The sequence below is a fragment of the Facivitalis istanbulensis genome, from assembly GCF_040560405.1.
Classification (GTDB): domain Bacteria; phylum Pseudomonadota; class Alphaproteobacteria; order Sphingomonadales; family Sphingomonadaceae; genus Sphingomonas; species Sphingomonas istanbulensis.
In genome coordinates, this window is sequence record NZ_JAVSCQ010000003.1 from 48402 (window position 1) to 71836 (window position 23435).

Genomic DNA, 23435 nt, shown 5'->3' on the forward strand with positions numbered 1-23435 from the left:
GCCGTCCCGAACGTTGCACGGTTGCGGCGGAGCGGCCGCGGAACCGGGGCTTCGGCAAGGCCACGCTGGCACTCTATCCCCGTTTCCGCATCAAGCCGGTGCGGAAGGCGCGGGTGGTGTATGATGCCCGGGTCCTGGTGCCCATCGGCTTCGATGTGACGCCAAAGATGGACGGACCCTAGCGGATCACTCGCGTCACATGCCCCATCTTGCGGCCCGGCCGCGCTTCGCCCTTGCCATAGAGGTGCAGGTGCGCGTCCGTCTCGCTCAGCGCGGGGACCCAGGGGTCTTCGCCGATCAGGTTTTCCATCGAGACCTGCGCCCCGGTCAGCATCGTGTTGCCGAGCGGCAGGCCACAGATCGCGCGGATATGGTTTTCGAATTGCGAGGTCTCGGCACCCTCGATCGTCCAATGGCCGGAATTGTGGACACGCGGGGCCATCTCGTTGAACACGGGGCCGTTCTCGGTCGCGAAGAACTCGCAGGCCAGCACGCCGACATAGCCCAGTTCCTCCGCGATGCGGATGGCGAGCGTGGTCGCCTCCTCGGCCTGGGTGGCGATTGCGGCGGGCGCGGGCAGGGTGGAGGTGCGCAGGATCGCGTCGCGATGGACATTGTGCGGCGGATCGTAGCGGACCGTCGTGCCATCCAGCCCGCGCGCGACCAGGATCGAGAATTCGTGGCTGAAATGGATAAAGCCTTCCAGCACCGCCGGGCCGCCGATCGCCTCCCATGCGGCGGGGGCCTCGCCCAGGTTGCGGATGACCGTCTGGCCCTTGCCGTCATAGCCGAAACGGGTGGTCTTCAGGATCGCGGGGCAGCCGATCCGCTCGAGCGCGGCGAGCAGGTCGCTGGGGCTGTCGACCGGCGCCCAGGGGGCGGGGCGCCCGCCGAGCTTTTCGACGAAGCTCTTTTCGGCGATCCGGTCCTGCGCGATGCGCAGCGCGCGCGGCGCGGGATGGACGGGCACGCGTTCGGCCAGCCATTCGACCGGCGTCACGTCGATATTCTCGAACTCATAGGTGACGACGTCGCAGGCAGCCGCGAAATCGGCCAGCACGACCTTGTTGTGATAATCGGCGCGGGTCAGCGACGAGGCGGTCTGTGCCGCCACGCTCTCGCGGTCAGGGGCCAGCACATGGGTCCGATAACCCAGCTGGGCCGCCGCCACCGCCAACATGCGGCCCAGCTGGCCGCCGCCCAGGATTCCGATCGTCGCGCCCGGTTGCAGCATTGGTGTCTCAGCCCTGCGGATCGTTGGCGACGCTGTCGGTCTGGCGCTGCCGCCACGCGGTCAGCCTTTCGGTCAGCGCCGGGTCGGATAGCGACAGGATCGACGCGGCGAGCAGCCCGGCGTTGATCGCCCCCGCCTTGCCGATGGCCAGCGTGCCGACGGGGATACCGCCCGGCATCTGGACGATCGACAACAGGCTATCCATGCCCTTCAGCGCCTTGGACTCGACTGGCACGCCCAGCACGGGGAGGTGCGTCATCGACGCGGCCATGCCCGGCAGATGCGCCGCCCCGCCCGCGCCCGCGATGATGACCTTCAACCCGCGATCGGCGGCGCTGGTGGCATAATCGTACAACCGCTGCGGCGTGCGGTGCGCGGAGACGACGCGGGTTTCATGCGCCACGCCCAGCGCGTCGAGCGTCTCGGCGGCGTGCCGCATGGTCTCCCAGTCCGAAGTGGACCCCATGATGATCCCGACCGACGTCATATCCGCGCTTCCGCCTTGCCCCATGGCCCCGGTGCCGAGGGGGAAGCGGCGTGACTAGCGGCGCGGGGCGGGGGGGGCAATATGTTTGCGTATCGACCGGCGCGTTTGATGGGGGGCGTGGGCTTTGACTTCGCTCAGCCTGAACGGAGGTGGGATGTGCTGCCCCTGCGCAGGGAGCGTTGCCAAGGTCGGCCGTCCACTCTCCCTCCGCCGCACCCCGGCGGCGGCCGGGGTCCAGTTGCCGGACGCCCGGTGTGACCTTCCGGCCTTTCCGACTGGATCCCGGCCTTCGCCGGGACGGTGTGTGGGGAGGGGGGCGATCCCCCCTAAAAACCGACCGCTTACCGCTCCGACAGGTAATAGCGATCGATCGGCGTCAGGTCGTCGGCCAGGTCATAGACGATCGGCTGGCCGGTCGGGATTTCGAGGCCGGTGATCTCGTCGTCGGGGATGTTCGACAGATGCTTGACCAGCGCGCGCAGCGAGTTGCCGTGCGCCGAGATCAGCACCCGGTTGCCGTCGCGCAGCGCGGGCGCGATGCGCTCCTCCCAATAGGGCAGGACGCGCGCGATCGTGTCCTTCAGGCTTTCGGTCGCGGGTACCGGAATGCCCGCATAGCGCCGGTCGCCGGACAGGTCGAACTCGCCGCCCGCTTCGGCCGGGGGCGGGGGCACGTCGAAGCTGCGGCGCCAGATCTTGACCTGCTCTTCGCCATGCCTGGCGGCCGTCTCGGCCTTGTTCAGTCCGGTCAGCCCGCCATAGTGACGCTCGTTCAGCCGCCAGTGCTTCTCGGTCGGCAGCCAGAGGCGACCCATGACCTCCAGCGCGAGGTTCAGCGTCTTGATCGCGCGGGTCTGGAGGCTGGTGAAGGTCAGGTCGAAGTCGAGGCCCTTCTCGGCCATCAACGCGCCCGCCGCGCGTGCTTCGGCGGCACCCTGCGCGGTCACGTCGACGTCCCACCAGCCGGTGAAGCGATTCTCCAGGTTCCAGGCGGACTGGCCGTGGCGGATCAGGACGAGCTGGGGCATGGAAACTCCTTGGAAAGTGATCGCGCCCGCATAGGGCGGCGGGCGCGCGGGGTCGAGGTCAGCCGCGAAAACGCGGGTGGGTGGAGGCGGGATTGGCCTTCAGCACGCGGCCCATCCGTGTCGGCCGGTCGAGCAGTTCGCCGCCACAATCGGGACAGATCTCGTCCAATGCGTCGGCACATTCGGCGCAGAAGGTCGATTCGAGCGAGCAGATAAAGGCGCCGCCCTGCGACGGCGGCAGGTCCGCGCCGCAGCGCTCGCAATCGGGACGCATCTCGAGCATCAGGCGGCCACCTCGCGCACCGCGTCGCAGATACGGTCGACGAGCCTCTCGACCTGCTGCTTGTCCTCGCCTTCGGCCATCACGCGGATGACGGGTTCGGTGCCCGATGGGCGGATGACCAGGCGGCCGCGCCCGGCCAGTTCGGCTTCGGCGGCGGCGATGATGCCTTGCACCTTTTCATGCTCCAGTGGCTTGCCCCCCGCGAAACGGACATTCTTGAGCAATTGCGGCAGCGGGTCGAAACGGTGCAGCACTTCGCTGGCGGGCGCGCCCGAGCGTTTGAGTTCGGCCAGCACCTGAAGCGCCGCGACCAGCCCGTCGCCGGTCGTCGCATGGTCGGACAGGATGATATGCCCCGACTGCTCGCCGCCGACATTATAGCCGCGCGCGCGCATCGCCTCGAGCACATAGCGGTCGCCGACCTTGGTGCGGACCAGGCCCAGCCCCTGCGCGGCCAGATGCCGCTCCAGCCCCAGATTGGACATGACCGTCGCGACCAGACCGCCGCCGGCCAGCCGCCCCTCGCGGGCATAGCTGGTGGCGATGGTCGCCATCAGCTGGTCGCCATCGACCACCATGCCGCGTTCATCGACGATGATGAGGCGATCGGAATCGCCGTCCAGCGCGATGCCGATGTGCGCGCCGCTCGCCACCACGGTCTCGGCCAGCGTCTGCGGCGCGGTCGAGCCGACGCCGTCATTGATGTTGGTGCCATTGGGGGTGACGCCGATCGCGACCACGTCGGCGCCCAGTTCCCACAGGGCGGAAGGAGCGACCCTGTAGGCGGCGCCGTTCGCGCAATCGACCACCACGCGCAGGCCATCGAGGCGAAGGGTTTGCGGGAAGGTCGACTTGGCGAAGTGGATATAGCGTCCCGCCGCATCGTCGACGCGCCGCGCGCGGCCGATCTGACCCGAGGGCACCAGCGTCGCCTTTTCGCCGATCAGCGCCTCGATCGACAATTCGTCCTCGTCCGACAGCTTGTAGCCGTCGGGGCCGAACAGCTTGATGCCGTTATCGGCGAACGGATTGTGGCTGGCCGAGATCATCACGCCCAGATCGGCGCGCATCGAATGGGTCAGCATCGCGACCGCCGGGGTCGGCAGCGGGCCCAGCATCACCACGTCCATCCCCACGCTGGTGAACCCGGCGACGAGCGCGGATTCGAGCATATAGCCCGACAGGCGCGTATCCTTGCCGATCACCACGCGGTGCCGATGGTCGCCCCGCTGGAAATAGGCGCCGGCCGCCATGCCGACCTTCATCGCCATCTCGGCCGTCATGACCGCGCCATTGGTCGCGCCGCGAATGCCATCGGTGCCGAAATATTTTCTTGCCATACAGCCGGGTTCCTGCCGGGTTAGAAGCGGGACGCCCCTGGCGCCCCCGGATATCCTCCACCCTTAGCGCGGGCCGGGGCAAAGCTCAAAGAACCGAACTGTCCGAAAACAAGATGGATATATCATGTCGCGTGCCACGCTGATCCTGCTTTGCCTCGCCGCGGGACTGATCGCGGGGGCGGGGATTGCCACCCTGTCCGCCAATGCCGCGGCGACGATCATCGCGGTCGCGCGGCCGCTGGGCACGTTATGGCTCAATGGCTTGCAGATGACGGTGATCCCGCTGGTCGTCACATTGCTCATCACCGGCGTCGCGGCGACGGCGCGGGCCGCGCAGGCGGGGCGGATCGCGGGGCGCGCCATCGCGACCTTCCTGGCGATCGACGTGCTGACCGCGGGCATGGCGGCGATCGTCACGCCCCTGTTCCTGACGCTCGCGCCCATGCCGCGCGAGGCGGGGCACGCGTTGCGCGCCGCGCTGGGCCATGCCGAGCCGGTCGCGCCCGCGCCGCCGATCGCCGATTTCATCACCGGCATCGTGCCGACCAACATCTTCGCGGCGGCGACCAACAACGCGCTGCTGTCGCTGATCCTGTTCACCCTCGCTTTCGCCTTCGCCGTCACCCGGATCGAGGGGGAGGGGCGCGACCTGCTGCTGCGCATGTTCGGCGCGATCCGCGACGCGATGCTGGTCCTGATCGGCTGGGTGCTGTGGCTGGCCCCGCCGGGCGTATTCGCGCTGGCGCTGGTGGTGGGCGCGAGTGCCGGGGGCGCGGCGTTCGGCGCGCTGGCGCATTATATCGCGATCATCGCCGGGATCGGCATCCTCGTCATGCTGATGGCCTATGGCGTCGCGGCGATCCTGGCGCGGACCCCGCCGGGCCGTTTCGCCCGCGCGCTCGCCCCGGCGCAGGCGGTGGCGATCTCGACCCAAAGCTCGCTCGCCAGCCTGCCTGCGATGATCGAGGGGACGGCGCGCCTGGGCATCGCACCCGCCACCGCCGGGCTGGTCCTGCCCATGGCGGTGGCGATGTTCCGCGCGACGCAGCCCGCGATGAACATCGCCGTGGCGCTCTACATCGCGCACTGGTTCGGCATCGTGCCCGACATCGCCTCGGTCGCCGCCGCCTTGGTGGTGGCGATCCTGTGTTCGCTGGGCTCGGCCAGCCTGCCGTCGCAGATCACCTTCTTCGCCTCGATCGCGCCGGTCTGCGTCGCGCTGGGCGTGCCCGCCGCGCCTTTGGGGCTGCTCATCGCGGTGGGGAGACGATCCCCGATATCTTCCGCACGCTGGGCAATGTCAGCATGGACCTTGCCGCGACCGCGAGTGTTTCCCGTCTGAGCGGCACGACCATCGAGGAGCAACACGCATGAAATATCGGACTCTGGGCCCCGATTTCGAGGTCTCGGCCCTCGGCCTGGGCTGCATGCCGATGGCGGGCGTGGGCCGGAACATGTATGGCGCGGCGGACGAGGCGGAGAGCATCGCCACCATCCACCGCGCGATCGAACTGGGCGTCACGCTGTTCGACACCGCCGAAATCTATGGCCCGCTGGTCAATGAGGAACTGGTCGGGCGCGCCATTCGCGGAAGGCGCGACGCGGTGGTGATCGCGACCAAGTTCGGCTTTCGCTATGACGAGAACGGCATGACCGGGGTGGACAGCTCGGTCGGCAATGTCCAGCGCGCCTGCGAGGGCTCCCTCAAGCGGCTGGGCATCGAGACCATCGACCTGTTCTACCAGCACCGCGTCGATCCCAATGTGCCGATCGAGGATGTGGTGGGCGCGATGGGGCGGCTGGTCGAACAGGGCAAGGTCCGCCATCTGGGCCTGTCCGAAGCGGGGGCCGATACGATCCGCCGCGCCGCCGCCGTCCATCCGATCGCGGCGGTCCAGTCCGAATACTCCTTGTGGGAACGCGATGTCGAGGCCGACATCCTGCCGGTCGTGCGCGAACTGGGGATCGGCTTCGTGCCCTACAGCCCGTTGGGGCGCGGCTTCCTGACCGGCCGGATCACCCGGCGCGAGGATTTGCCCGAGGGCGATTATCGCCGCAACGATCCCCGCTATTCGGAGGAGAATTTCGACCGGAACAGGCAGGTGGTCGAGGTGGTCCAGCGCATCGCGGCGGCGCATGATGCCAGCGCGGCGCAGGTGGCGCTGGCCTGGCTGCTGGCGCAGGGCCCCGACATCGTTCCGATTCCCGGGTCCAAGCGGCGCGTGACGCTGGAGGATTCGATGAAGGCGGCCGATCTGGTCCTGTCGGACGAGGATCTGGCGGCGCTGGATCGGGCTGCGCCGCGGGGCGGTACGGCGGGGCCGCGCTATGACGAGAAGGCCATGGCGATGACCCGTCTATAGAGGGGGACCCGGCTGTCGCAGGGCGACCCCGCGCGATTGACGCGTCCCGCCCGCTGCGGCAGGGCGCGCGGGCGCTTTCGGGGGGCTTTGCGTGGCGAGGATCGGTCTGGATTCGGGCGTGGGGCGGTTCCATCGCCGACTGGGGCTGGCGACGGCGCTGCTCCAGATCCTGATCGCATTGTCGGGGCTGGGGCTGCTCTGGCAGGCCCCGCTGGAGCGCCTCGCGGCACCCGACCACTATCGGATCAGCGGAGAGACCCGGATCGCGCCCGATGCCTATGTCGCCACCGCCCGCCGCGCGATGAAGCCCGGCGAGCGTCTCGCCAGCCTGACCCTGCAACAGGGATCGAATCCGGTCGTCGTCACGCTGCGCGGCGCGGACACGCGGCGGCTCTTCCTCGACCCGCCGACGGGACGGCTGCTGGCGTCCGCGCGGGAGGAGGACGGTCTGTCGCGCTTTCATGCCGGGTTGTGGATTCCCGGTGTCGGGCGCTGGCTGGTCGGTGGGGCGGGAGTGTTGCTGCTGCTGTCGGTGACGAGCGGGCTCTGGCGATGGGCGAGCATGGGCCGGGCCCGGAAGGGCCGGCGCGCCAGGGGCAATGCCCTGCCGATGCGGTGGCATGCGCGCAGCGGTCCCTGGGCCACGGTGCCGATCCTGACGATGGCGCTGAGCGGAGTCGCACTCGCCTTTGCGGGCAGCGGGGGCGACGCGCGTGACACATCGGCCGGCGCGGCCGCCATGCCGGCGTCGCGCACGACCCTTTCAGCCGACCGCGCGGTGGCGAGCGCCCGGCATTGGTCGCGCGGGCGGCTGATCGGCGTTGACTGGCCGGGCGTTCGGGCACCCGACTGGACGATCCGTCTCGCCGGGGATGGCGACGGGGCGGGGACGGTAACGATCAAGGTGGCCGATGACAGTGCCTCGGCCGTGTCGGCGCCCGCGCGCGACCTGCCCGCCATCACGTCATGGGCGCGGCGGATGCACCGGGTGGCGGACGGCGCGCCGCTGTGGCGCATCCTGGGGTCGCTCGCCGGCCTGCTGATCCTGTGGCAGGCCGCAACCGGGCTGGCCCTTGGGGTCAGGCGCGCTCGACGTTGAGCAGTTCGGCGGGGTCGAGGCCCAGCAGTGCGATATGATCGCGGATGCGCGGCCATTGCACCGTCAGGAAACCATGGCGTTCGGCGGCGCGCAGCCGGTCGGCTGCGCCCGGCATCACGAACATGCCGACGCCGCGCCGCACCTCGACATAGCCGTCGTCCTGAAAACCCTGATAGGCCTTGGCGACGGTCAGCGGATTGGCACCCTGTTCCGCCGCGAGCGCGCGGACCGAGGGCAATTGATCGCCGGTGCGATAGGTGCCGTTGAGGATGCCCGCCGCGATCGTGCCGCGCAGGCGGATATAGACCGGGCTGTCGTCACCGCTAAGAGCTGTCATGCCGGGTTAATACAGCAACCGCGTACAAAAGTCGATAGCTGATCGCGATAACGATTGCCGTCCGGCCGCGTTCAGCCGCCGGTCCAGGTGGAGACGATCCGCGCCATGTCGGGGCGCGGGCGCTCGTCGAGGGGACGGCCGGGGGTGCCCAGGAACAGGAATCCCGCGATCCGCTCGGGCGCGGCGCCGAAGGCATCGCGCACCGCGTCGGAAAAGGCGGGCCAGCCGGTCAGCCAGCCGCCCGCGAAACCCTGGGCATGCGCGGCATGGAGCAGGTTCATGCACGCCGCGCCAGCCGACAATTCCTGTTCCCACAGCGGAATATGGCTGTCGGTGCGGGGAGAGGACAGGACGACGACCAGTGTCGGGGCCTGATGCGCGAACTGTTCCAGCGCGGCGATCTCGGTCGCACTCGCCTGCGGACGTTCGACGCGATACGCCTCGGTCATCACCCGGGCCAGCGCCGCGCGGGCGGTGTCGGGCACGATCACGAAGCGCCACGGGGCGAGCTTGCCATGGTCGGGCGTGCGCGCCGCGATGGTCAGGATCGCATCGAGCTGCGCGGCGTCGGGGCCGGGCGCGACCAGATCGCGCGGCTTGCCCGAGCGGCGGGTGGCGAGCAGCGAAAGCGGGCTCGAACGGTCGTTGAACGGCGTGTCGGTCATGCGATCGATCCTTACGACATCGTACATGATATTTACAGTCGCGGCTTTGGCGTTAGGTTACGAAAGCATTACGCCCGCGCAGGACCGGCTGGTCGGTGCGGGGCGATCCCGATGGAGTATACGCCGGCATGGCGACTGCGTATGAGGCCGCCGCGCGCGGCAAGACGGTTTTGGGGCATCCGCTCGGCCTGTTTCTACTGTTTTTCACCGAGATGTGGGAGCGTTTTTCCTATTACGGAATGCGCGCCATCCTGGTCTTCTACCTGACCAAGCATTTCCTGTTTTCCGATGAACCGGCGTTCGGCATCTACGCCGCCTATACCTCGCTGGTCTATGTAACGCCGGTGATCGGCGGCTATCTGGCCGACCGTTATCTGGGGGCCCGGCGCGCGGTGCTGGCGGGCGGGATGTTCATCGCCTTCGGCCATATCCTGATCGCGATCATGGAGGGGCCACAGGGCGCGACGGGGGCCTATCTGGAGGGCTTCTACCTCGCGCTCGCCTCGATCGTGATCGGCACCGGCTTTCTGAAGGCCAATATCTCGGTGCTGGTGGGGCAGCTTTACGCCCGCGACGACATGCGCCGCGATCCCGCCTTCTCGATCTTCTACATGGGCATCAACGCCGGCGGCGCGCTCGGCCCGATCGTGTGCGGCGTGCTGGGCGAGACGGTCGGCTGGTCCTATGGCTTCGGCGCGGCGGGCGTGGGCATGGTGCTGGGCCTGATCGCGTTCATCGCGTTGAAGCGCGAACTGCACGGCGCGGGCGAGGCGCCCTCGCTGCCGGTGCTGCGCGCGCCGGTCATCATGGGCCTGTCCCGCGAATGGATGATCTATCTGGGCGCGATCGTCGCGACGCTGGGCACCTGGCAACTGATCCAGCATCAGGATGCGGTCGGCACGCTGCTGATCGTCTTTGCTGCCGCCACCGTGTTGTTCATCCTGTGGCGCGCGGTGTTCCATTTGCCCAAGGTCGATCGCGACCGCATCCTGGCCGCCCTGTTCCTGATCGCGCTCTGCCCGCTCTTCTGGGCGTTGTTCGAGCAGGCGGGATCGTCGCTCAACGTCTATACCGATCGCATGGTCGACCGGACGCTGTTCGGCTGGGTCATCCCGGCCTCGGCCTTCCAGTCGGTCAATTCGATCTTCATCATCCTGCTCGCGCCCGCCTTTGCCGCGCTGTGGACGAGCCTGGGCAAGCGGGGGTGGGAGCCGGGCGCGCCGTTCAAGTTCGGCATCGGACTGGTCGGCGTGGGCGCGGGCTTCCTGGTGCTGGTCGCGGGGGCGGTGGCCTATGCGGGGATGCCGACGCCGATGATCTTCGTCATCCTCGTCTATCTGATGCACACCATGGCGGAACTGTGTTTCTCGCCGGTCGGGCTCGCGGCGATGACCCGTTTGTCGCTGCCCAGCATGACGGGCCTGATGATGGGGACGTGGTTCCTGGCGACCGCCGGCGGCAATTTCATCGCGGGCGTGATCGCGCAGACGACCGGTGGCGAGAATGCGGGGCCGGAGAAGGTTCTGGACATCTACAGCCGCATCGGCTGGTTCTCGATCGGCGCGGGCGTGGTCGTGCTGATCGTCGCGCCGCTGGTCGCCCGGCTGATGCATCTCGACCTGCTCAAGGCCGAGGGCGCGGCGGGCGGCGGGCTGGCCGGGGATCGCGAACTGGCCGAACCGGCCGCCGCGGGCACCGACACGCGGTTGGAGCACAAGCCGCTGTGATGCGCGCCCGATCCTCTCCCTTGTCGGGGGGATCGGGTTCAGCCCCGGGGTTGAACCCCGAACAGCCAGGAGCGGATCGCGCTGGCCAGATTGGGCGGGTCTGGCGCCACGATGCGCAACGCGTCGATCTCCGCCACCAGCGCCGATAATGGCAGGCCATGCGCGGTCGCCGCGTCCTCCAGCGCGGTCCAGAAGACCGGCTCCAGGCTGATCGAGGTGGCGTGCCCCGCGATCGTGATCGAGCGCTTGACCGGACCGGCAAAGCCATGGGCCGGCGCGGCGATCCGGCTCATGGCGTGTCGAACAGGCTGGCCAGTTGCTCGATGATCGTGCCGCCCAGCTGTTCGGCGTCCATGATCGTCACCGCGCGCGCATAATAGCGGGTCACGTCATGGCCGATGCCGATCGCGATCAGCTCGACCGGGCTCTTCGCTTCGATCCAGCCGATCACCTGCCGCAGATGCCGCTCCAGATAGCTGCCCGAATTGACCGACAGGGTCGAATCGTCCACCGGCGCGCCGTCGGAGATGACCATCAGGATGCGCCGCTCCTCGGGCCGCGCGATCAGCCGGCCATGCGCCCAGAGCAGCGCCTCGCCGTCGATATTCTCCTTGAGCAGCCCCTCGCGCATCATCAGGCCGAGATTGTTGCGCGCGCGCCGCCACGGCTCGTCGGCCTGTTTGTAGACGATATGGCGGATATCGTTCAGCCGCCCCGGCTGTGGCGGGCGCCCGGCGGCGAGCCAGGTCTCGCGGCTCTGCCCGCCCTTCCACGCGCGGGTGGTGAAGCCGAGGATCTCGGTCTTCACCCCGCACCGCTCCAGCGTGCGCGCGAGAATGTCGGCGGAGATGGCGGCGATGCCGATCGGTCGCCCGCGCATCGACCCCGAATTGTCTATCAGCAGGGTGACGACGGTGTCGCGGAAATCGGTGTCCCGCTCGATCTTGTAGGACAGCGACAGGCCGGGATTGACCACCACGCGGGCGAGCCGCGCCGCATCGAGGATGCCCTCTTCCTGATCGAAGTCCCAGGACCGCGACTGTTGCGCCATCAACCGGCGTTGCAGCCGGTTGGCGAGCTTCGACACCGCCGATTGCAGATGCGCGAGCTGCTGGTCGAGATAGCCGCGCAGCCGCGCCAGCTCGTCGGCGTCGCACAGGTCGCCCGCCGCGATCACCTCGTCGAACTGGGTAGTCCACGGCTTATAGTCGAACTGTGCCGATGGATCGGCCAGCGGGCGGTTGGGACGGGTCGGCTGGCTGCCATCGTCGCCGTCCTCGCCCGGCTCGCCGTCGAGATCGTCCAGCGCGTCCTGGCTGGCATCCTCGGACTGGCCGTCCTCGCTGTCCGACTCGCGCTGCTCGGCACGCGCCTCTACCTCGCCTTCGCCCTGACCCTCCCCGTCATTCTCGTCGTCGCCGTCATCCTCGTTCTGCTGCTCCTCGCCCTCGTCCTCATTGCCGCCTTCGTCCGCCTCGTCGGGTTCGGCGGGGGGCTCGGCGAGTTCGAGGTCGGCGAGCATCCGCGCGGCGAGCGCCTGGAACGTCCTCTGGTCGTCCATTGCGCCGGCCAGCGCGTCGAGATCGGTCGCGCCCTCCAGCCAGTCGCGGACCAGCGCCAGCGCGGGCGCGGTTTCGGTCGGCGAAGGGCGGCCCGTCATCCGTTCGCGCAGCAACAGGCCGAGCGCGGTCGATAGCGGCACCTCGTCGCGGTTGCGGGCCCGCGTAATCGGGTCGGCGCGGAGCCGCACATCGAGCGCATGGCCGAGATTGTCGCCGATCCCGGCATAGCCGCGCGCGCCCAGCGCCTCGACCCGCGCCGTCTCGACCGCGTCATAGACCGCGCGCGCCACGGCCTCGGTCGGGGCCGCCCGGGCATGGAGCGCAGTGTCGTGCAGCTTCAGCCGCAGCGCGAAGGCGTCGGCGAAGCCGCGCGCCTCCGCCACCTGGTCGGCGGGCAGCGCGCGGGCGGGCATCGGCACGCGGATATGCTTGCCCGAGGAGGTCGGCGCGTCGGCGGTGAAGGCCAGCTCCACCTCCGGCTCCTGCGCGATGGTGCGCGCGGTGCCGCCAAGGACCGTCTTGAACCGATCGAGAGGGGTTTCGTTCGCCACAGGGGTCAGGCCCGGCTGACGACGCTCTCGGGCAGATCCTTGCCGAACACGCGCTGATAATATTCCGCGACCAGCGCGCGTTCGTTCTCGTCGCACTTGTTGAGGAAGGACAGGCGGAAGGCGAAGCCCGGATCATTGTTGAAGATCAGTGTGTTCTGCGCCCAGGTGATGACCGTGCGCGGGCTCATCACGGTCGAGATGTCGCCGTTGATGAAGCCCTTGCGGGTCATGTCCGCGACGCGGACCATGTTCTCGACCAGCGTCTTGCCCTCGGGCTTGTCATACTCGCCCGACTTGGCGAGCACGATCTGCGCTTCCGTGGCGGCGGGCAGATAGTTGAGCGTGACCACGATGTTCCACCGGTCCATCTGGCCCTGATTGATCTGCTGCGTCCCGTGATACAGGCCGCTGGTGTCGCCCAGACCGACCGTGTTGGCGGTGGCGAACAGGCGGAACCAGGGATTGGGGCGGATCACGCGATTCTGGTCGAGCAGGGTCAGCTTGCCCTCGGTCTCCAGCACGCGCTGGATCACGAACATCACGTCGGGGCGGCCCGCATCATATTCGTCGAAGACCAGCGCGGTCGGCGTCTGGAGCGCCCAGGGGAGGAGGCCTTCGCGGAACTCGGTCACCTGCTGCCCGTCCTTCAGGACGATGGCGTCGCGGCCGATCAGGTCGATACGGCTGATATGCGCGTCGAGGTTGATGCGGATGCACGGCCAGTTGAGCCGCGCCGCCACCTGCTCGATATGGCTCGACTTGCCGGTCCCGTGATAGCCCTGCACCATCACGCGGCGGTTGTGCGCGAAGCCCGCCAGGATCGCCAGCGTGGTGTCCGGATCGAACACATAGGCGGGATCGAGATCGGGGACGCGCTCGTCGGCCTCGGAAAAGGCGGGCACCTGCATATCGATGTCGATGCCGAACAGGTCGCGTGCCGACACCATCTTGTCGGGCGCGTCGAGAATCGTGGTGTCGCGGCTATCGGGAAGCGTATTCGGGATGTTGGTCATCAGGCCCTCGTCTCGTCGTTTAACGCCTTAGGCCAAGCGCGGCTCCCTACTCAATGGCGGTGATCGCACGAAGCGTGACGCCGGACGATTGTATGGAACGGTCGTCGCGGTCATCCTCCGCGTTGCGAATCGGCCGGCGATGGGCGGCCAAGGCACCGGACAGTCTTGCGGATTCTCCCAAGGAGCAGGCTCAATGGCGAATTTCATCTGGTACGAATTGCTGACCGACGACGTCGCGACGGCGCAGGCCTTTTACAGCGCGGTGATCGGTTGGCAGGTCGGCGACAGCGGTATTCCCGATCTCGACTACCGGATTGTCGCGACGGCGGAGGGCGAGGCGATCGGCGGGCTGATGCAGCGCCCCGCGGACGCACCGGGGTATCCGGCCTGGTTCGGCTATCTGCCCGTCGTCGATGTCGACGAATCGCTGGGCACCATCGTCGAGGATGGCGGCACGGTGCTGAAACCAGCCTGGACCGTGCCGGGCGTCGGTCGCATGGCGCTGGTCGCCGATCCGCTGGGCGCGCCTTTCTATGTCATGGCGCATGAGGCGGAGCGCCCCTCTCGCGCCTTCGCCGAATATGGCAGCGGCGCGGTGGTCGGCCATGTCGTCTGGAACGAGCGGATCGCCAGCGACCCCGATCGCGCGCTGGCCTTCTTCGCGCGGCATTTCGGCTGGACGCATCGTGGCGGGATGCCGATGGGCGAACTGGGCGAATATCGGTTCCTGGCCGACGGGCCGGTGGTGCTGGGCGCGATGATGGGCTGTCCGCCGGACGGGACGCCGGGATGGTATTTCTACGTGGCGGTCGAGGATATCGATGCGGCGGCGGGACGGGTGACCGACCATGGCGGGACGATCGAATATGGCCCGGTGGAGATTCCGGGCGTGGGGCATGCGCTGGCGGCGCGCGATCCGCAGGGCGCGCGCTTCGGGCTGGTCGGGCCGCGGCCATGACGCCCCGCCCGGTACGGGTGGGGATCAGGCGAAGGCGGGCGCCTGGCGGAGCTGCTGATAGGCGGTGATGACCTTTTGCAGCCGGGCTTCCTGGCTCCGGTCGCCGCCATTGCGGTCGGGGTGATAGCGCCGCACCAGTTCGCTATAGCGTCGTCGCAGCGCGTTGCGGTCCGCATCCGCCGCCAGCCCCAGCACCTTCAGGCTCTCGCGATCCTGCCCCGACAATGGCTTGCCGTCCTGACGCTCCGGCGCGACTTCACGGCGATAGCGCGCGGCGATGGCGTCGAGCGGATCGGAGAAATCGGCCCAGCGCGGCCCCGGATCGGTGCCGTTCTGCGCGAAGGCGCGCGTCTCGCGCTCCCAGCCCGAATAGGGGCGCTGCGCCTGGTGGATCTCGTCCGCGCTCATCCCGTCGAAGAAGTTGTAGCGGCTGTTGAACGCGCGGACATGGTCGAGACAGAACCAGCGGAACCGGCCCGGCCCTTCGCCGCTGCGCGTGCCTTCGGGCGGTGGCGCGCGGAATTCGCCCGCCAGCTCGCAACCGGGATGGTCGCAGGCGCGGCCGCTATTCTCGACACGGCCGTGGAAACGTGCGCCGGGTTTGGCCCTGAAGGTATCGCTGCTCGACCGACGAGTCACTGTTATCCGCTTGTCCCGAAAAACATCCTATATAGTCACCATGACCGATATCACCACCGCGCCCCTTGTCGACCAGATCACCGCGCGCCTGACCAAGGCGTTGTCCCCCACGCATCTGGATGTCATCAACGAAAGCGTGATGCATCGCGGTCATCTGGGCGATGACGGCACGGGGGAGAGCCATTTCCGCGTGATCCTCGAATCGCCCGCCTTTGCCGGCCAGTCGCGGGTCGCGCGCCAGCGGCTGGTGAACCATGCGCTGGCCGATCTGTTGCGCGATCGCATCCATGCGCTGGCGATCAGCGCGAAAGCCCCCGGCGAATAAGGCGCATACGAGACGCGGCGCAGGACCTGTGCTACCGGCCCGGCGGAACCGCGTGAAGACCGCGCCCGGCCGCGCGGAGGGCCACCGCCGACCCATGTTCAACGAGGACGGGCCTTCCCGTCATTGCCCGGAGCCTGATGCCGCATGATCCGCCAGCCTCGTCCCGCCGCGCGCATATTGCTGGTCGATGCGGCCGGCCGGGCCCTGATGTTCCGCTTCACGCCCGATGACCGGCCGCCCTTCTGGTGCACGCCCGGCGGCGCGGTCGATCCCGGCGAGAGCTATGAACGGGCCGCGCGCCGCGAATTGCGCGAGGAAACCGGGCTCGACCGCGATTGCGGGCCACAGGTCGCCCGGCGACAGGTCGCGTTCCGCACCATCGAGGGGGTCGAGGTCGAAGCGGACGAACGCTATTTCCGCGTCGATATCGACGCGCATGCGGTGACCGACGCGGGCCATACCGCGCTCGAACAGCGGGTCATGCGGAGCTGGCGCTGGTTCAGCCGCGCGGAACTGGCGGGCCATGACGAAGCTTATTTCCCGACCGATCTGATCGAATTGCTCGACGCCACGGAGCCGACCCATGTTTGACGATTTCCTGCTGCGCACGTTGCAGCCCTCCACCCATGATCTGGGCGGGTTCAAGGTCCACCGGACGCTGCCCAACAAGGAACGGACGATGGTCGGCCCCTTCCTGTTCTTCGACCAGATGGGCCCGGCGCAGTTGCTGCCCGGGTCTGGGATCGACGTGCGGCCGCATCCGCATATCAATCTCGCCACCGTCACCTATCTGTTCGACGGCGCGATCGGGCATCGCGACTCGCTGGGCAGCGATCTGGTGATCGAGCCGGGCGCGGTGAACCTGATGACCGCAGGCCATGGCATCGTCCATTCCGAACGCTCGCCCGAGGCGGCGCGGCCGCAGGGCCCGGTCCTGTCGGGCATCCAGACCTGGCTGGCGCTTCCCGAGGCGCAGGAGGAAATGGACCCCGATTTCGAACATGTCGCGGCCGAGGCGCTGCCCGTGATCGCGGGCCGGGGGGCGACCGCGCGGGTCATCATGGGCGAACTCTGGGGACAGCGTGCGCCCACGACCATCTATGCGGGCACCATCTATGCCGACATCGCGCTGGAGCCGGGTGGCAGCATTCCGATCGACACCGCGGCGGAGGAACGGGCCGTCTATTGCGCGCTGGGCGAGGCCAGTCTGGAGGGGATGCCGCTGGAGCCGCAACGGCTCTATATCCTCAAGCCCGGCGTCGCGGCGACGCTGCGTTCGGAACGGGGCGGCCGCGTCATGCTGTGCGGCGGCGACGCCTTCACCACGCCGCGCCATGTGTGGTGGAATTTCGTTTCCTCGCGTCGCGAACGGATCGAGGAAGCCAAGCGCGCGTGGAAGGCGCGGGAATTCCCGACCGTACCGGGCGACGATCTGGAGCGGATCGAAATCCCGGAAATCCCCAAGACCGTCAGCTATCCCTGATCGCCGCGAATGGCGATGGCCGGGGACCGCGCGCGGGCCGTATGGGGGCCGAAAGTACCATATGTCGGCACGGGGGTAGCCATGTCTATACTGGCGGTCCGACCCGAACTGGCCGGTTCGCCGCCGCCGCCCGGCCACGCTGACCGATGGAGGATGGCGTGACGAATGTGGAGCCCGACCGAATCCTGATCGCGGACGATCATCCGCTGGTCCGCGACGGCCTGCGCACCGTGATCGCCGCGAGCTTCCCCGGCTGCGCGGTGGTCGAGGCGGGGTCGCTCGACGAAGCCGTGACCGTGCTGGAGGCGGATGGCGAATGCGACCTCGTGCTGCTCGACGTGCATATGCCGGGCACCGCCGGAACGGCGGGGCTGGAGCGGTTGCGCCGGCTGTTCCCCGCGCTGACCGTGGTGATGATCTCGGCCGCGGCGGACCGTTCGCTGGTGGCGGCGGCACTGAGCGCGGGGGCGGCGGGGTTCATCCCCAAATCGCTGCGGCGCGAGGCGATCGTCGACGCGCTCGCCGCGGTGCTGGCGGGTGACATCTATGTCCCGGCCGAACTCGACCAGACGGGCGAAAGCGAGGAGAATCAGGCGATCTGGGCGCGGATCGAGCAATTGAGCCCGCAGCAGCGAATCGTGCTGGGGCAGATCGTCTCGGGCAAGCTGAACAAGCAGATCGCCTATGACCTCGATATCTCGATGACGACGGTCAAGGCGCATGTCTCGGCGGTCCTGGGCAAGCTGGGCGTGGTCAGCCGGACGCAGGCGGCGGTGGCGGCGGGCAAGGTCGGCTTCGTCGCGCCCGATGGCGCGGCACGGGTCAGCCGGTCGGCGGGCTGAGCAGCGCGCGCAGATGCGCGGGCTTGAGCGGTTTGGTCAGGCACGCAAAGCCCAGTGACGACAGGTGCGCGCGCAGTTCGGGCGTGCGGTCGGCGGTGACGATCACGGCGGGAAGCAGCGTCCGGGTCCGTTCGCGCAGCCGCTCCACCGCCGCCTCGCCGGTCTGCGCGCCGTCCAGGTGGAAATCGGCGACGACGATATCGGGCAGGAACCCGGCATCGACCATCGCGAGCGCGGCGGCGATGTCGCGGGCGACCGCGACCCGATAGCCCCAGCCGGTCAGCATCGCCGACATGCCCTCCAGGATCACCTCCTCATTGTCGATGACCAGCACCGCGCGGTCGGCGGCGCGGCGCGATCGCATCTCGACCCGGGCGGACGGTTCGGGCTCGCGCGCGGCGGCGGAGGGCAGGGTGATCGAGAAGGTCGATCCCCGGCCCGGCCACGAGTCCAGCTCGACGCGCGTGTCGAGCATCCGCGCCGCGCGCTGCACGATCGCCAGGCCCAGCCCCATGCCGCGATCGCGTCCCCCTTCGCGCAGGCGGCGAAACTCCTCGAAGATCCGGTCCTGATTCTCGGGGGCGATTCCTTCGCCCGTGTCGCGCACCGCGATCCGCACCTTGTCGCCGACCGGCGTGCAGCGAATGTCGACGCGCCCCGCCTCGGTATAGCGCAGCGCGTTGGAGATCAGATTCTGCAGGATGCGCCGGGCCAGCCGCATGTCGGTGCGCACCCACAGGTCGGACGGCGCGATATCCAGCTCCAGGCCGCGCGCGCGCGCCACGGGCGCGAATTCGATGAGCATCGCGCGCAGCAGATCGGCCAGCGGCACGTCCGCGGGTTGCGGCACGATCGCCCCGGCATCCAGCTTGGAGATTTCGAGCAGTGCCTCCAGCAGATCCTCGACCGAATCGAGCGCGAAGGCGGTCTGGCGGACCAGGTTGCGGGTGGCGGGGGCCAGACGCCGATCGGCGGCGGCCGAGACGAACAGTCGCGCGGCATTGAGCGGTTGCAGAAGGTCATGGCTGGCGGCGGCGAGAAAGCGCGTCTTGGACCGATTGGCGGTCTCCGCCGCCGTCTTGGCCTCGCGCATCGCGGCCTCGGCGGACAGGCGCTCGGCCACCTCGCGGCGCAATTCGGCGTTGAGCGCGACCAGATCGCCGGTCCGCTCCCGCACCCGACGCTCCAGCGTTTCATTGGCTTCGCGCAGCGCGGCATCGGCGGCCAGCCTTTCGGTGATGTCCTCGAAGCTCATCACCATGCCGCCATCGGCCATGGAGGAGCGGCGCACCTCGATGGAGTGGCCGTCGGCGCGGCGATGCTGCGCCACGACATCCACCGCGCCGTCGGGCAGCCAGCCCAGCACATCCCCGTCCTCCAGCGTCCAGGGCGCGCAATGCGCCATCATCGCGGCATGGGTCTCGATCCGGCCCAGCCCGTTGCGGGGCAGGGCGATCATCGCGAGCAACGGATCGTTGAACGCGATCAGCCGCCGGTCGGGGCCATAGACCGCGACGCCCAGCCGGATCGTGTCGAGCGTGGCCTGAAGCACCGCGGTCTTTTCGGCCAGTTCGCGGGTCCGCTGGCGGGCGTCCTCGGTCTTTACATCGGTGATGTCGGTATAGATGCCGACGATCCCGCCCTCGGACGTGCGAAGCTCGTTGATCTGGATGTAGCGGCCATCGGCCAGCACATGCACATGGCCGCCCTCGACCACCCGGTCGCGCACCGCGCGCTGCGAAATCCATTGCTGCGGCGCGTCGCGCAACCCCTGCGTGCTGCCGGTTTCGCGAATCCAGCGCATCACGTCGTCAAAGGTGATGCCGGGGCGGATGCGGTCGGCGAAGCGCGGCCACAGGCCCAGATAGGTGTCGTTGCACAGGATCAGCCGATCCTCCGCGTCGAACAGGGCAAAGCCTTCGTTGATGCTGGTGATCGCGTCGCTCAGCCGGCGTTCGGCATCGTCGGCCTGCGCCTTGGCCGCCGCGAGTTCGGCGTTGGAGGCGGCCAGTTCGGCCAGCGCGCGCTCCAGGTCGCCGGTTCGGTCGCGGACCTTGGCCTCCAGCGTGATCGCGGTCTCGAACAGCGAAAAGGCGTTGCCCTGAAGGTCGGTGGATCGCTCCACCCGGTTCATCAAGACCTCGATGATCCGCTCCGCCTTGACCAGCCGGGATTCCAGCGTGGCGATGCGGGCCTTGTCCGTCTCTCCCCCGGTCATGCGCCGATCGCGATGCCCGCGAAGCTCTGATTGACGTGCAGCGCGTGGAACTGCTCGCCATAGGTGTTGAAGCCTAGGACGCGGCGTTGCGCGAACAGCGCCGACACGTCCTGGCGAATCTGCTGCGTGGTCCGCGCCGCCGCGTTGAGGACGCAGTCGAAGCCGAGCACGCTGTCCAGCCCGCCGACGCGCGCATCCAGCCGGTCGAACAGCGCGCCGAGCCCTGCCAGCGCGTCATGCGCCTCGCCCAGGGTCAGCACGATCCCCTCGTCGATCGCGCCGTAGAAGGTCAGGCTGCCATCGGCATTGGCGCTCTGGATCGAGCGGCAATAATAATCCCCGCCCGCGCGCACCATCGGCGGATGGAGCGCGAACACCTCCGGCGTCAGCGCGGCCGCCTCCAAGCCGATCAGCCGGGCATATTCCGCCGCCGCCGGTTCGGCATTGATCTCCGTCACCACCCGCTGGTCGGGATCGGCGCGCGTCACGACCATCCGTACCCCGCCGGGGGCATAATGCTGCACCCGAAAGGCCTCCATGCGGTGGCGCGAGCAGAGCACGGCGACCAGCGCGGCGTCACGACGGAACGCACCGTCATGGAGGATGAACGTCTGCTTGAAATCCAGCGCGTCGCCTGACGATCCGCCGATCAGCGGGATGTCGCCCAGCGCGTCCTGCACCGTGACGGTCAGCATCTCCTCGCGGTGTGACAGGCCGTCCACCAGGAAGATCGCCGCGCGACCGGCGTCATGGCCCCTGCCGTGCGCGGCCTCGGTGGTTTCCGCCACCAGCGTGCGGACCCTCTGCTGCGCCTGGCCCGGATCGAAACGGTCGAGCGCGTCGAAGCGCAATGCGCGCATCGTGAAGCGGTCGGCCGGGAAGCCGATCGCGGTGATCGTTCCCTCGACCAGCCCCTGCGGGGCGATTTCGCCCGACGAGGTGCAGCCGATCACGGTCAGGCCTTCGCTGCACGCCGCGATCGTCTCGGCCAGCCGATCGAGGTCGTAGCGGCTGGAGCAGAACAGCATCACGCCGGTCAGGCTGGGCGGATCGAGGTCGGCGAAGACCGCGCGGACCGCCGCGACCGGATCGTCCAGATCGCAGGAAGCGGCGCGGATCGCGGACGATGACGGGGAGGGACCGGCCTTCATGATCGGGATTGTGCCACCGTCCGTGCGATCCGTCATCCGCCGCGTGGCGGCTCGCCCGCCGCATCGAGCGCGTCGACTTCCGCGTCGCTGAACACCCGGCTGCGCACGATGAAGCGGACGCCCTCCGGCCCTTCGAGCGAGAAGCCCGCGCCGCGTCCCGGCACGACGTCGATGGTCACCTGCGTGTGGCGCCAATAGGCGAACTGCGCCGCCCCGATCCATACCGGCACGTCCTGCGCGATCATCCCCAGTAATATGTCCTGGGCCCCGACCCGGAACTCGCCCGCCGGATAGCACATGGGGGCCGAGCCGTCGCAGCAGCCGCCCGATTGATGGAACATCAGCGGGCCATGGCGTTCGGCCAGGCGGGCGATCATGGCCAGCGCGGCCGGCGTCGCCAGGACGCGGGGTGGCGGTGTCATGCGGAATCTCCCCTCGCAAGGCATGGCGGCGGCCCCTGATACAGGGCCGCCGCCGACGGGTTCGGGGATCAGAAGAAGCCCAAAGCCTTCGGGCTGTAGCTGACCAGCAGATTCTTGGTCTGCTGATAATGGTCGAGCATCATCTTGTGCGTCTCGCGCCCGATGCCCGACTGTTTGTAGCCGCCGAACGCGGCATGGGCCGGGTAGGTGTGATAGCAATTGGTCCAGACGCGCCCGGCCTGGATGCCGCGACCCATGCGATAGGCGGTCGTGCCGTTGCGCGACCAGACGCCCGCGCCCAGGCCGTAGAGCGTGTCGTTCGCCTGGGCGAGCGCATCCGCCTCGTCCTTGAAGGTCGTCACCGCCAGCACGGGGCCGAAAATCTCCTCCTGGAAGACGCGCATCCTGTTATGCCCTTCCAGGATGGTCGGCGTGACATAATAGCCGCCGTCCAGTTCCCCGCCGAGCTGCGCGCGCGCGCCGCCGGTCAGCAGCCGGGCACCCTCGTCCTTGCCGATGTCGATGTACGACAGGATTTTTTCGAGCTGGTCGTTGGAGGCCTGCGCCCCGATCATCGTCGCGGGATCGAGCGGGTTACCCTGCCTGATCTTCTGCACGCGGGCGACCGCGCGTTCGATGAAGCGGTCATAGATGCTTTCCTGGACCAGCGCGCGGCTGGGGCAGGTGCAGACCTCGCCCTGGTTGAGCGCGAACATCGCGAACCCTTCCAGCGCCTTGTCGAAGAACTCGTCATCCTCCTGCATGACGTCGGCGAAGAAGATGTTGGGGCTCTTGCCGCCCAGTTCCAGCGTGATCGGGATCAGATTCTCGGTCGCATATTGCATGATGAGGCGGCCGGTGGTCGTCTCGCCGGTAAAGGCGATCTTGGCGATGCGCTTGTTCTGCGCCAGCGGCTTGCCCGCTTCCACGCCAAAGCCGTTGACGACGTTCAGCACGCCCGCAGGCAGCAGGTCGCCGATGATCTCCATCAGCACCATGATCGACATCGGCGTCTGTTCGGCGGGCTTCAGCACCACGCAATTGCCCGCCGCCAGCGCGGGTGCGAGCTTCCATACCGCCATCAACAGCGGGAAGTTCCACGGAATGATCTGTCCGACGACGCCCAGCGGCTCGTGGAAATGATAGGCGACCGTGTCATGGTCGATCTCGGCGATCGATCCTTCCTGCGCGCGCAGGCAGCCGGCGAAATAGCGGAAATGGTCGATCGCCAGCGGCAGGTCGGCGGCGGTCGTCTCGCGGATCGGCTTGCCGTTGTCGATCGTCTCGACCAGCGCGAGCAGATCGAGCTTCGATTCCATCCGGTCGGCGATCTTCAACAGGACGCGGCTGCGCTCCATGGGCGAGGTGCGGGCCCAGGCGTCCCTGGCCTTGTGCGCGGCGTCCAGCGCCAGTTCGATATCCTCGGCGGTGCCGCGCGCGACCTGGCAGATCGTCCTGCCGGTGACGGGGGAGGGATTGTCGAAATACTGGCCGCGCACGGGGGCGACCCAGTCGCCGCCGATGAAATTGTCATATTTCGGGCGGATTGCGACGTCGCCCTTCAGCTGCTCGATGGCCTGCTGCAACATGGGATGCCTCTCCTTCATCAGGGGTTTTTGCGATCGACTCGCACCCTGTGACGGAAAGATGCGCCCAATTCTGCGTCATCGCCACCTGTACCAAAGGCCTAGTCGCGCTGGCCATGGCC

24 protein-coding genes are annotated in these 23435 nt (G+C 68.4%); 9 read left to right on the forward strand and 15 right to left on the reverse strand.

All coding sequences use genetic code 11. From position 1 onward, the window contains the following. Positions 1 to 178: 178 nt before the first annotated feature. The 5 genes from RN629_RS02890 to glmM all read right to left on the reverse strand — a co-directional run bounded on the left by RN629_RS02890 (position 179) and on the right by glmM (position 4372). Positions 179 to 1234, reverse strand: a complete 1056-nt coding sequence (locus RN629_RS02890) for a 5-(carboxyamino)imidazole ribonucleotide synthase (RefSeq protein ID WP_407033765.1) — start codon at positions 1232 to 1234, stop codon at positions 179 to 181. A 7-nt stretch (positions 1235 to 1241) separates the two neighbouring features. Continuing rightward, positions 1242 to 1700 carry a 5-(carboxyamino)imidazole ribonucleotide mutase gene (gene purE, locus RN629_RS02895; protein WP_407033766.1) on the reverse strand — a complete coding sequence of 153 codons (459 nt, stop codon included), beginning with the start codon at positions 1698 to 1700 and terminating at the stop codon, positions 1242 to 1244. A 362-nt stretch (positions 1701 to 2062) separates the two neighbouring features. Beyond that, positions 2063 to 2749, reverse strand: coding sequence for a 2,3-diphosphoglycerate-dependent phosphoglycerate mutase (gene gpmA, locus RN629_RS02900; RefSeq protein WP_407033767.1), 687 nt, complete (start codon positions 2747 to 2749; stop codon positions 2063 to 2065). A gap of 58 nt (positions 2750 to 2807) precedes the next feature. Next, complete coding sequence (locus tag RN629_RS02905; protein WP_407033768.1) at positions 2808 to 3032, reverse strand: DUF1272 domain-containing protein; 225 nt, start codon at positions 3030 to 3032, stop codon at positions 2808 to 2810. Beyond that, positions 3032 to 4372: a phosphoglucosamine mutase gene (glmM, locus tag RN629_RS02910; RefSeq protein WP_407033769.1), complete on the reverse strand. Its 1341-nt coding sequence runs from the start codon at positions 4370 to 4372 to the stop codon at positions 3032 to 3034. Before glmM ends, RN629_RS02905 begins: the two co-directional genes overlap by 1 nt. Positions 4373 to 4496: 124 nt before the next feature. On the opposite strand from glmM, the gene RN629_RS02915 reads away from it, so the two are divergent. The 3 genes from RN629_RS02915 (at position 4497) to RN629_RS02925 (ending at position 7834) form a co-directional block, all read left to right on the forward strand. Beyond that, on the forward strand, positions 4497 to 5714 hold the full coding sequence (locus RN629_RS02915; RefSeq protein WP_407033770.1) for a dicarboxylate/amino acid:cation symporter: 1218 nt from the start codon (positions 4497 to 4499) through the stop codon (positions 5712 to 5714). Between the two features lie 28 nt (positions 5715 to 5742). Next, positions 5743 to 6735, forward strand: a complete 993-nt coding sequence (locus RN629_RS02920) for an aldo/keto reductase (RefSeq protein WP_407033771.1) — start codon at positions 5743 to 5745, stop codon at positions 6733 to 6735. Between the two features lie 91 nt (positions 6736 to 6826). After that, entirely contained in the window at positions 6827 to 7834 is a 1008-nt protein-coding gene (locus RN629_RS02925; protein WP_407033772.1) for a PepSY-associated TM helix domain-containing protein, read from the forward strand. On the opposite strand, the gene RN629_RS02930 is transcribed toward RN629_RS02925, so the two are convergent. Together RN629_RS02930 and RN629_RS02935 are read right to left on the reverse strand one after the other, a co-directional pair. Beyond that, positions 7815 to 8171, reverse strand: coding sequence for a GntR family transcriptional regulator (locus RN629_RS02930; RefSeq protein ID WP_407033773.1), 357 nt, complete (start codon positions 8169 to 8171; stop codon positions 7815 to 7817). The genes RN629_RS02925 and RN629_RS02930 overlap by 20 nt on opposite strands. Positions 8172 to 8242: 71 nt before the next feature. Continuing rightward, positions 8243 to 8836: a nitroreductase family protein gene (locus RN629_RS02935; RefSeq protein WP_407033774.1), complete on the reverse strand. Its 594-nt coding sequence runs from the start codon at positions 8834 to 8836 to the stop codon at positions 8243 to 8245. Between the two features lie 128 nt (positions 8837 to 8964). Between RN629_RS02935 and RN629_RS02940 the strand changes: the two genes are divergently transcribed. Next, the gene (locus RN629_RS02940) at positions 8965 to 10563 is read left to right on the forward strand and encodes a peptide MFS transporter (RefSeq protein WP_407033775.1); all 1599 of its coding nucleotides are present in this window, start codon (positions 8965 to 8967) and stop codon (positions 10561 to 10563) included. Positions 10564 to 10601: 38 nt separating this feature from the next. Here the strand turns inward: RN629_RS02940 and RN629_RS02945 are convergent, their stop codons facing one another. From RN629_RS02945 to cobS, 3 genes are read right to left on the reverse strand one after another with little or no spacing between them, the layout of a single operon-like run. Then, positions 10602 to 10856: a ribbon-helix-helix domain-containing protein gene (locus RN629_RS02945; RefSeq protein ID WP_407033776.1), complete on the reverse strand. Its 255-nt coding sequence runs from the start codon at positions 10854 to 10856 to the stop codon at positions 10602 to 10604. Then, the gene (gene cobT / locus RN629_RS02950) at positions 10853 to 12676 is read right to left on the reverse strand and encodes a cobaltochelatase subunit CobT (protein WP_407033777.1); all 1824 of its coding nucleotides are present in this window, start codon (positions 12674 to 12676) and stop codon (positions 10853 to 10855) included. Before cobT ends, RN629_RS02945 begins: the two co-directional genes overlap by 4 nt. A gap of 5 nt (positions 12677 to 12681) precedes the next feature. Continuing rightward, complete coding sequence (gene cobS / locus RN629_RS02955) at positions 12682 to 13689, reverse strand: cobaltochelatase subunit CobS (RefSeq protein WP_407033778.1); 1008 nt, start codon at positions 13687 to 13689, stop codon at positions 12682 to 12684. A gap of 193 nt (positions 13690 to 13882) precedes the next feature. On the opposite strand from cobS, the gene RN629_RS02960 reads away from it, so the two are divergent. Then, positions 13883 to 14647, forward strand: coding sequence for a VOC family protein (locus RN629_RS02960; protein ID WP_407033779.1), 765 nt, complete (start codon positions 13883 to 13885; stop codon positions 14645 to 14647). A 24-nt stretch (positions 14648 to 14671) separates the two neighbouring features. On the opposite strand, the gene RN629_RS02965 is transcribed toward RN629_RS02960, so the two are convergent. After that, positions 14672 to 15286, reverse strand: a complete 615-nt coding sequence (locus tag RN629_RS02965; RefSeq protein WP_407033780.1) for a J domain-containing protein — start codon at positions 15284 to 15286, stop codon at positions 14672 to 14674. Positions 15287 to 15326: 40 nt separating this feature from the next. Here RN629_RS02965 and RN629_RS02970 point away from each other — a divergent pair, with 40 nt between their 5' ends. The 4 genes from RN629_RS02970 to RN629_RS02985 all read left to right on the forward strand — a co-directional run bounded on the left by RN629_RS02970 (position 15327) and on the right by RN629_RS02985 (position 17936). Continuing rightward, a complete protein-coding gene (locus RN629_RS02970; RefSeq protein WP_407033781.1) occupies positions 15327 to 15611 on the forward strand; it encodes a BolA family protein in 285 nt (94 codons plus the stop codon). 144 nt (positions 15612 to 15755) lie between these two features. Further along, positions 15756 to 16202, forward strand: coding sequence for an NUDIX hydrolase (locus tag RN629_RS02975; RefSeq protein ID WP_407033782.1), 447 nt, complete (start codon positions 15756 to 15758; stop codon positions 16200 to 16202). Continuing rightward, complete coding sequence (locus RN629_RS02980) at positions 16195 to 17094, forward strand: pirin family protein (protein WP_407033783.1); 900 nt, start codon at positions 16195 to 16197, stop codon at positions 17092 to 17094. Before RN629_RS02975 ends, RN629_RS02980 begins: the two co-directional genes overlap by 8 nt. A gap of 158 nt (positions 17095 to 17252) precedes the next feature. Beyond that, entirely contained in the window at positions 17253 to 17936 is a 684-nt protein-coding gene (locus RN629_RS02985) for a response regulator (protein ID WP_407033784.1), read from the forward strand. Here the strand turns inward: RN629_RS02985 and RN629_RS02990 are convergent. The 4 genes from RN629_RS02990 to adh all read right to left on the reverse strand — a co-directional run bounded on the left by RN629_RS02990 (position 17917) and on the right by adh (position 23316). Then, positions 17917 to 20154: a NahK/ErcS family hybrid sensor histidine kinase/response regulator gene (locus RN629_RS02990; protein ID WP_407033785.1), complete on the reverse strand. Its 2238-nt coding sequence runs from the start codon at positions 20152 to 20154 to the stop codon at positions 17917 to 17919. The genes RN629_RS02985 and RN629_RS02990 overlap by 20 nt on opposite strands. Then, the gene (locus RN629_RS02995) at positions 20151 to 21305 is read right to left on the reverse strand and encodes an FIST N-terminal domain-containing protein (protein ID WP_407033786.1); all 1155 of its coding nucleotides are present in this window, start codon (positions 21303 to 21305) and stop codon (positions 20151 to 20153) included. Before RN629_RS02995 ends, RN629_RS02990 begins: the two co-directional genes overlap by 4 nt. Before the next feature lie 32 nt (positions 21306 to 21337). Continuing rightward, a complete protein-coding gene (locus tag RN629_RS03000) occupies positions 21338 to 21727 on the reverse strand; it encodes a DUF779 domain-containing protein (RefSeq protein WP_407033787.1) in 390 nt (129 codons plus the stop codon). Positions 21728 to 21795: 68 nt separating this feature from the next. Continuing rightward, positions 21796 to 23316, reverse strand: a complete 1521-nt coding sequence (gene adh, locus RN629_RS03005) for an aldehyde dehydrogenase (protein WP_407033788.1) — start codon at positions 23314 to 23316, stop codon at positions 21796 to 21798. Between the last annotated feature and the right edge of the window lie 119 nt (positions 23317 to 23435).